At 58.9% G+C, this 7,363-nt stretch carries 7 protein-coding genes; 4 read left to right on the top strand and 3 right to left on the bottom strand.

Features of this window, described 5'->3' with window-relative positions; genetic code table 11:
- Positions 1–2,112, top strand: a 2,112-nt coding sequence (locus tag BT204_RS25780) for an RHS repeat-associated core domain-containing protein (protein ID WP_175550989.1), incomplete at its 5' end; no start/stop codon positions are given.
- Between the two features lies 1 nt (position 2,113).
- A complete protein-coding gene (locus BT204_RS25775) occupies positions 2,114–2,527 on the top strand; it encodes a hypothetical protein (RefSeq protein ID WP_072448722.1) in 414 nt (137 codons plus the stop codon).
- A 59-nt stretch (positions 2,528–2,586) separates the two neighbouring features.
- Here the strand turns inward: BT204_RS25775 and hemB are convergent, their stop codons facing one another.
- From hemB to BT204_RS25760, 3 genes are all read right to left on the bottom strand, one after another.
- Positions 2,587–3,561 (bottom strand): porphobilinogen synthase, encoded by a 975-nt coding sequence (hemB, locus tag BT204_RS25770; RefSeq protein WP_054922266.1) that lies wholly within the window; start codon positions 3,559–3,561, stop codon positions 2,587–2,589.
- 116 nt (positions 3,562–3,677) lie between these two features.
- Positions 3,678–4,520 (bottom strand): PhzF family phenazine biosynthesis protein, encoded by an 843-nt coding sequence (locus BT204_RS25765; protein WP_072448720.1) that lies wholly within the window; start codon positions 4,518–4,520, stop codon positions 3,678–3,680.
- 3 nt (positions 4,521–4,523) lie between these two features.
- On the bottom strand, positions 4,524–5,222 hold the full coding sequence (locus BT204_RS25760) for a glutathione S-transferase N-terminal domain-containing protein (RefSeq protein ID WP_034135269.1): 699 nt from the start codon (positions 5,220–5,222) through the stop codon (positions 4,524–4,526).
- Between the two features lie 251 nt (positions 5,223–5,473).
- Between BT204_RS25760 and BT204_RS25755 the strand changes: the two genes are divergently transcribed.
- A complete protein-coding gene (locus BT204_RS25755) occupies positions 5,474–6,175 on the top strand; it encodes a histidine phosphatase family protein (protein WP_072448718.1) in 702 nt (233 codons plus the stop codon).
- 58 nt (positions 6,176–6,233) lie between these two features.
- Positions 6,234–7,289, top strand: a complete 1,056-nt coding sequence (locus tag BT204_RS25750) for a permease (protein ID WP_032903692.1) — start codon at positions 6,234–6,236, stop codon at positions 7,287–7,289.
- The last annotated feature ends 74 nt before the right edge of the window (positions 7,290–7,363 follow it).

Here is a 7,363-nt window from a genome sequence, read left to right as displayed (position 1 = left end):
CCCTACGGCAAAATCATCGCCGAACGCGACGAACTCGACCACGTCACCCGCTACGAATACGCCGATGGCCTGCACCTGATCAGCCGCCGTCTCAACGCCGACGGCACCCAGGTCAAGTACCGCTACGACAACGCTCGGCTGTTGCTCACCGAGATCGAAAACGAAGCCGGCGAAACCTACCAACTCGACTACCACCCCAACGGTCTGATCCGCCAGGAAACCGGCTTCGACGGCCAGCGCACCGCGTATGCCTACGACCTCAACGGCCACCTGCTGGAGAAGACCGAATACGGCGACGATGGCAGTCAGCTAATCACTCGTTACGAGCGCGACCACGCCGGTCGCCTCGTCCGAAAAACCCTGCCCGATGCCAGCGTTGTCGACTATGCCTACGACCGCCAGGGCAACCTCCTCAGCGTCGAGGACGGCCACTGGGCGTTGGCCTACGAATACGACCGCCAAAACCGCCTCACCGCCGAACACCAGGGCTGGGGCACCCTGCGCTACGGCTACGACGCTTGCGGCCAGCTGAAAAACCTGTGCCTGCCGGACAATAACCGCGTCACCTTCACCCACGATAAAGGCGGCCACCTCGCTACCGTCGAACTCAACGGTGAAGTGCTCACCTCACATCTGTTCAAGAGCGGCCGCGAGCATCAGCGCCAGCAAGGCCAACTGCTCAGCCACTACCACTACGACGACCAGAATCGTCTGCACGCCCACGCCGTTACGCAGCAGCAAAACTACCTCTACCAACGCCAATACGACTACGACAAAAGCGGCAACCTCACCCGCCTGGTCGACACTCGCAAAGGCGAACACCTTTACCGCTACGACCCGCTTAATCGCCTGACCCGCGCCGATCACTCCCAGGACGTGCAGGAACGCTTCGCCCACAACCCGGCCGGCAACCTGCTGATGCAAGACCGCCCCGGCCCGGACATCGTCGCGGCGAATCGTCTAATGATCCAGGGCGACCGCCACTACGACTACGACGCCTTTGGCAACTTGATTCGTGAGCGGCGCGGCAAGGGCCAGCAACTCATCACCGAATACCGCTACGACTGCCAGCATCGGTTAATCAGCATCACAAAGCCGAACGGCGAAACCGCCAGCTATCGCTATGACCCATTTGGACGCCGCATCAGCAAAACCGTGGACGACAAAACCACCGAGTTTTTCTGGCAAGGCGACAAGCTGATAGCCGAACACCATGCAGAGCGCCATCGCAGCTATCTCTACGAACCCGACAGCTTCCGCCCATTGGCCCTGTTGGAAGGTTTCGGCCCAAAAGAAACCAAGCCCTACCACTACCAACTCGACCACCTCGGCACCCCGCAGGAACTGACCAGCCCCGAAGGCGAAATCGTCTGGTCCGCCCACTACCGCGCCTTCGGCCAGATCGCCCGGCTCGACGTGGGCAAAATCGACAACCCACTGCGGTTTCAAGGGCAGTATTTCGATGCGGAAAGCGGACTGCACTACAACCGCCATCGCTACTACAATCCGGATATTGGTCGTTACCTGACACCGGACCCGGTGAAGTTGGCGGGTGGGATCAATGGGTACCGGTATGTGCCCAATCCGACAGGTTGGGTAGACCCGCTGGGACTGAACAGATGCCCAGGTACGGTAGGATGCGAACCATCCTTAGGCGCTGAAGATCCTTCAACTCCAGCATCAAGTAAGAAATCAGAACCCAACGTTCCGACTCCTCATAATGACGAAGAGTATCTTTTTCGCGGAGACAAAACCCCTCCAAACGAGGTATTCAAAAATGGCTTTAAAAGCAAAGGCGATAGCGAAGATTTGTACCTACACGCAATTGACAGTAATGACCCTCCCAGCAATTTCATAAGCACATCGCCATCACGGGCAGTCGGGATCACTTTTGCTACCAGCTACGGAGATAAAAAAGGCTATTTGTACACACTTAAGAGTATTGAGGGGCATGATATAAATACAGAACTAGGCAAGCAGGCGCCGTACCCTAAAGAGCTAGAATTCGCTATCCATAACAAAATCGACCCAGAGGATATATTAGGCGCCACCCCAGTAAAATCTGATGGAACTTACGTTGGATATTCCATACCAAACCCCAACAGGAAATAAAATGAAAACCAAAAATATAAAGGTGATAATCAAAAACGAGCACAAGGAGGTCACCGTCAAATATGACCCAAGGAAGCTCATCATGACATTTTCAGAGGCCGATAACTTTAAAAAAGTTTATGAAGGGCATGACCTATATATATGCCTCGCAAAAATCAGAGCAGACTTCCCGCATATAACTTTTTTATGCAAAGGGGCAAAAATAAATGTTACACCTTCAAGAATGGCTTCTCAGATGAGCGCGGGGCTCGTCGCATACGAAATGACTTTAGGTCAGCAAGCTACCAACGACGACATAGTCCATTTGTTTGACTACGAAGAGGAGAACCTAACAAACGACCCACAGGAACAAATTGATTTCTTCAGGAAATGGTTGGTGTCACTAGGTGCGCAAGATTACGAAAAATTCAACTAAGTTATGAGTGCCCCTCCCCCTGTGATTAGCCAGCTCACCACAGGGGAGAAACGATATCCTTAAATCCCCGCCAACGCCAAATCCATCGCAAAATACGTAAATATCAAATCCGCCCCCGCCCGCTTGATCGACCCCAACGTCTCGCGCACCACTCGATCCTCATCAATCGCCCCGGCCTGTGCGCCGAACTTGATCATCGCGTACTCACCGCTCACCTGGTACGCCGCCACCGGCAGGCGCGAGGCTTCGCGGATGTCGCGGATGATGTCGAGGTAGGCACCGGCAGGCTTGACCATCAGCGCATCGGCGCCTTCCTGTTCGTCCAGCAGCGATTCGCGCACGGCTTCGCGGCGGTTCATCGGGTTCATCTGGTAGCTTTTGCGGTCGCCCTTGAGCGCGCTGCCGCCGGCTTCTCGGAAGGGGCCGTAGAGGGCCGAGGCGAATTTGGTGGAGTAGGCCATGATCGGGATGTGGGTGAAGCCGGCGTCATCCAGGGCACGGCGGATGGCCTGGACCTGGCCGTCCATCGCGGCTGACGGGGCGATCACGTCGGCGCCGGCGCGGGCGGCGGCCACGGCTTGTTTGCCGAGGTTGACCAGGGTCGCGTCGTTGTCGACATGGGCACCGTGCATCACACCGCAGTGGCCGTGGTCGGTGTATTCGCAGAAGCAGGTGTCGGACATCACGATCATTTCCGGCACGGCGTCCTTGATGATCGAGGACATGCGCGAAACCAGGCCGCGTTCTTTCCATGTGTCGCTGCCGCTGGCGTCGAGGTGGTGGGAGACGCCGAAGGTCATCACCGACTTGATGCCGGCGCGGGCGTAACGCTCGATCTCCCCGGCGAGTTTTTTCTCAGGAATGCGCAACACACCCGGCATGCTGGTGATGGGCACGAAGTCGTCGATTTCTTCTTCGATAAAAATCGGCAGTACCAGGTCGTTGAGGGTGAACTCACTTTCCTGGAACAGGCCACGCAGCTCCGGGGAGCGGCGCAGGCGACGTGGGCGGGCTTGGGGGAACTGGCTGGTCATGGCAATCCTGAAAAATGGCTGAACACTTTGGGGCGAAAGCTTATGCCCCCAAGTCCCGGCAACACAAATGCCGAGGGGCCAATAGTGTATTGCCGAGTGCGTAACAATTCATTGATCTACAGCTGTAGACGCCCTTCGATGCACAACGCTACGGCGCCGCCCACCCAGATTTCATCGCCCTGGCGCTCGATATGAATACGCCCCGCTCGCCCGATCGCCGTGCCTTGGCTGACCACGTACCGGCTGAGCGCCAGGCCCTCGGCGAGCAGCCATTGGGCCACGCCGGCATTCAAGCTGCCGGTGGCCGGGTCTTCGGCGGCGCCATCGCCGGCGACAAAAGCGCGCACTTCAAATTGCGCGTCCACCGCATCACGCGTCGGATCACAGGGTGCGATCACCCCTACGGCCAGACCCAGCAGTTGCGCATAGTCCGGTTGCAACGCAAGCACCGCGTCACGATCAGCCAGCATCACCGCCAGCCAACCCGCACCATTGTCGACCCACTGGCTGCGCACAATCGCCTCGGGCGCCAGCTTTAATGCCAGGCGTACGCGCTCCAGCAACGGCGCCTCCACGGGCCCTGCACGCAACAATGGCGGCGCGATAAACGCCAGTTGGTCACCCTGGCGACGAATACGCACCAAGCCGATTTCGCACTCCTGGATAATCTCCTCCCCACGCGGCACGCCGCCAGCCTGCAACCAGGCGTGGCAACTGCCCAAGGTTGGATGCCCGGCGAACGGCAGCTCTTTGAGGGTGGTGAAGATTCTTACCCGATAGTCAGCACGTGGGTCGCGCGGCGTCAGTAAAAACGTGGTTTCGCTGAGGTTGGTCCAATTGGCAAAGTCCGCCATCTGCTGGTCGGTGAAGCTATCGGCCCCCAGCACCACGGCCAAGGGGTTGCCTTTGAGCGGTACGCTGCTGAATACGTCCAGTTGTTGAAAATCGAAAGTCGGCATGCATCAGCTCGGAATGTTCAGGCCACGGATCACCGCAGGACGTGCGACAAAGCCGTCCAACGCGCGCAGTACGTTAGGGAAATCGGTGATGCCTACCAGGTCACCGGACTCGTAGAACCCGATCAGGTTGCGAACCCACGGAAAGATCGCAATGTCGGCGATGCTGTACTCGTCGCCCATGATCCAGGTGCGGCCCAGCAGGCGCTTTTCCAGCACGCCCAGCAAGCGCCGCGATTCGGCGGCGTAGCGATCACGCGGGCGCTTGTCCTCATACGCCTTGCCGGCGAATTTGTTGAAGAACCCCAGTTGACCAAACATCGGGCCAATGCCGCCCATCTGGAACATCAACCATTGCAGGGTTTCATAGCGTGTGGCCGGGTCTTCGGAGAGCAACTGGCTAGTCTTTTCCGCCAGGTAAATGAGGATCGCGCCGGATTCGAACAACGCCAACGGCTGCCCGCTCGGGCCGTTGGGGTCGATGATCGCAGGGATCTTGTTGTTGGGGTTCAGGGACAGGAACTCGGGAGACAACTGGTCCTGGGTGTCGAAGCTGACCTTGTGCGCCTCATAAGGCAGGCCCAGTTCTTCGAGCATGATCGACACCTTGACGCCATTGGGCGTAGGCAACGAATACAACTGCAAGCGTTCCGGGTGCTGGGCGGGCCATTTGCTGTTGATCGGGAAAGCGGCGAGTGCGTTCATCGAGAACCCCCTGGTCGGAAAGTCCCCATGATAGTCATCTGCCTGCCATCGTGCATGGGTCATCGTTGCGCAACATTTGCCAGCTAGTATCCCGCGTGGGCGAACCAAAGCGCCCGAATGCACTCTTAAGAGCGCCCGAACAATGAATGGAGGCTGCTTGCTATATCGACAGGGAACACCGCAGGACGCTGATGCGTCACTGGGGCCGGGCTTGTCCGCCTTAACCCGACGCACGAAGACTCGAACCTATCATGAAGATCAAGCCTCTGCGCCTTGTGCCACGACTCAAACGTTATTCCTACATGGTATTGCCGCTGCTGCTGGTCAGCGCTGCCATCGTCACCGCCCTGGACGCCCGTGAAAGCCGTGCGCAACCGGTCGATGGCGTACAAACCCTGGTATTCCTGCGCCACGGCGAAAAACCGGCCGGAGGCCTGGGCCAACTCAATTGCCAGGGCCTGAACCGCGCCATGAACCTGGCGACTCTGTTGCCGGAAAAGTTCGGCAAAGCCAACTATGTGTTCGCTGCCAACCCGACGCGTAACGTCGAGGAAGGCGAACTGGATAACTCCTACAGCTACATTCGCCCACTGATCACCATCAGCCCCAGCGCGATCAAGCTCGGCCTGCCGGTGAACATCGAGTTCTCAGCGAATGACACCAGTGCCCTGGCCGAAGAACTGGTCGAGGACAAGTACCGCAACGCGACCATCTACACGGCCTGGTCCCATGGTTACTTGCCGGAACTGATCAACAAAGTCGCCAGCGAAGCCGCCGGCGAAAAACACACCATTACCAATGATTGGTCTGGAAATGACTACGACTCCCTGTACGTGCTGACATTGACCTGGCACAACGGCAAGGCTTCGCTGCTCAGCCGCAACTACAAGCAAGGGCTGAATAACGGCGGGGAAAACTGCCCGGACCCGACCCAGGTCAGCGCAGATATCTGAAGCTTGGGCCGCAGGGGCGTATGATGCCGGGCTATCGACTCACCTGCGGATCATCTCCATGTCCAACCTCGCTTCCACCCAGCCCAACCGCGGCTGGGCATTCTGGTGCAAACCTGCGCTGTTTCTCCTGGTGGCCTGCATCGGCCTCTACTATGTGAAGTGGTCGCCCTACTACCTAAAGGCGTTTGTAGCGGCCGACAACCACAGCATTGGCGCCTCGATTCTCAATGATCAGCAAAGCTCGCCTCTGGCGGCGGCGCTGGCCTATGCCCAGGTGTATTTCCTGGCCATCTGGAAAGCCGCCGTACTGGCAGTGATCCTCGGTTCATTGCTGCAGGTATTGATCCCCCGCGACTGGCTGCTGCGCCTGTTTGGCCGCGCCGGGCTGGGCTCGACCCTGCGCGGTGGGCTGTTCGCCCTGCCGGGGATGATGTGCAGTTGCTGCGCGGCCCCGGTGGCGGCGGGCATGCGCCGCCAGCAGGTGTCGGTCGGCGCGGCGCTGGCGTTCTGGATTGCCAACCCGGTATTGAACCCGGCGACATTGGTGTTCATGGGCTTTGTGCTGGGCTGGGGTTTCACCGCGCTGCGGCTGGTGGCGGGGATTGTGCTGGTGGTGGGCGTGTCCCTGGTGGCACAGCGCATTGCGCGCCCGGACCAGGTGCCGGAAGCAGCACTTGAAGCCGTTGCCGACGTCAGCACAGTGGAGTCGCAACCGTTCCTGAGCCGCTGGTTGCGCACCCTGTGGCAGCTGTTCTGGAGCACTATCCCGGTGTATATCCTGGCGGTGCTGATCCTCGGCGCGGCGCGGGTGTGGCTGTTCCCTCATGTAGACGGGGCGATGGCCGACAGCCTGGTGTGGCTGGTGCCGCTGGCGATTGTGGGCACGCTGTTTGTGATTCCGACAGCGGCAGAGATTCCCATCGTACAAACCATGATGGCCCTGGGCATGGGCACCGGCCCGGCCGTGGCCTTGCTGATGACCCTGCCGAGCGTGAGCCTGCCGTCGCTGTTGATGCTGCGCAAGGATTTCGATGCGCGGGTGCTGGTGACGGTGGCCGGCTTGACCATGCTGGTGGGGGTGGTGTGTGGGTTGATTGGAGCGGTGATTCTTTAGAGTTTCAGTGGGGCTGATGGCCTCATCGCAGGCAAGCCAGCTCCCACCTTTGTATGTATTCACACTTCAAAAGG

It is taken from the genome of Pseudomonas sp. NFPP02 (genome assembly GCF_900119355.1).
Lineage (GTDB): Bacteria > Pseudomonadota > Gammaproteobacteria > Pseudomonadales > Pseudomonadaceae > Aquipseudomonas > Aquipseudomonas paracarnis.
Note: the sequence above shows the minus strand (reverse complement) of the source record. Positions and strands in the feature narration are given on the sequence as shown.